At 72.9% G+C, this 1,127-nt stretch carries 2 protein-coding genes and 1 pseudogene; all 3 read left to right on the top strand.

Annotation, left to right across the window (positions count from 1 at the left end; translation table 11 throughout):
* Positions 1–344 (top strand): annotated as a pseudogene (locus H0523_RS32020) (hypothetical protein); the annotation flags it as partial.
* 11 nt (positions 345–355) lie between these two features.
* Positions 356–892, top strand: coding sequence for an RNA polymerase sigma factor (locus H0523_RS32025; RefSeq protein WP_231690410.1), 537 nt, complete (start codon positions 356–358; stop codon positions 890–892).
* Between the two features lie 4 nt (positions 893–896).
* Positions 897–1,127 (top strand): FecR/PupR family sigma factor regulator (locus tag H0523_RS32030; RefSeq protein ID WP_180180327.1); only part of this gene is annotated, 231 nt, incomplete at its 3' end.

Consider the following 1,127-nt stretch of genomic DNA (forward strand, 5'->3'; position numbering starts at 1 on the left):
CGCCGCGCGCGCCGGCCACGGCGCCGTCGCCGGCGGCGGTGACGCGCTATGCCGGCGTCCTGCAGAACACCGTGACGCGCGCGTTGTGCCAGTGGACCGGCGCGCAGTTCGGCCGCTACCGCGCCTCGCTGCAGCTGTGGATCGGCCGCAATGGCGTGGTGCGCCAGGCGCGGGTGCTGTCGGGCACCGGCGACGCGCGCCGCGACGAGGCGCTGGCCGGCGTGCTGTCCGGACTCATCATGGATGCGCCGCCGCCGGCCGACCTGCCGCAGCCGGTGACCATCGTGCTGGCGCCGCGGCCCGATCCGCGGACCGATTGCCGGCTGGCCGGCGCCGCGGGCTGAACCGCATGTCCATGACCGGCGACGCCCTGCGCAACCTGTTCCTGTCCAAGTACCAGGAATTCCGCAAGCGCCTGCGCATCCGGCTGGGGTCGGAAGACCTGGCCAACGACGCCATGCAGGAGGCCTGGCTGCGGGTCGACAGCCTGGCCGAGACCGCGCCGGTCGAGTATCCGGCCGCCTATCTCTTCAAGATCGCCTCGAACATCGCCGAGGATCAGCGCCGCGCCAATGCCCGCATCCTGTCGATGGCCGAGATCGAGGAGCTGTACGACATGGCCGACGAGGCCGCCGGCCCGGCCCAGGTGGCCGAGGGCCGCGAGCAACTGGCGGCGCTGGAGGCGGCGCTGGCCGAGCTGCCGCGCCGGCGCCAGGCGATCGTGATCGCGGCGCGGGTCGACGAGGTGCCGCACCGCGAGATCGCCGAGCGTTTCGGCATTTCGGTGCGGACCGTGGAAAAGGAATTGCGCGCGGGGCTGGAGCACTGTTGCGGGAAATTGGAAAAAAAGTATGTCCAGCGCTACGGTCCCCAGGCCCGGGAAACGTCTTAGATCCATGACGACCCTCTTCAGACGCTCCCGCCCCGGCGGCGACCCCGCGGCCGCGCTCCAGCGCGAGGCCCAGGCGTGGGTCGTGCGGCTGGCCTCGGGCCAGGCCAGCGTGGCCGATGGCGAGGCCTTCCGCCGCTGGTGCGCGCAGAGCGCCGAGCACGCGCGCGTCTTCAAGGAAACGCGCGGCGCCTGGCAGCAGCTGGCGCCGGCGGCGCGCCAGTTGCAGGCCGCGCAG

The sequence above is a fragment of the Achromobacter insuavis genome, assembly GCF_902859645.1.
GTDB classification, from domain to species: Bacteria; Pseudomonadota; Gammaproteobacteria; order Burkholderiales; family Burkholderiaceae_B; genus Achromobacter; species Achromobacter insuavis.

Excerpts from the sequence above, each read along its gene's own strand:
- H0523_RS32025 (WP_231690410.1), top strand. The coding sequence starts at position 356 with ATGACCGGCGACGCCCTGCGCAACCTGTTCCTGTCCAAGTACCAGGAA.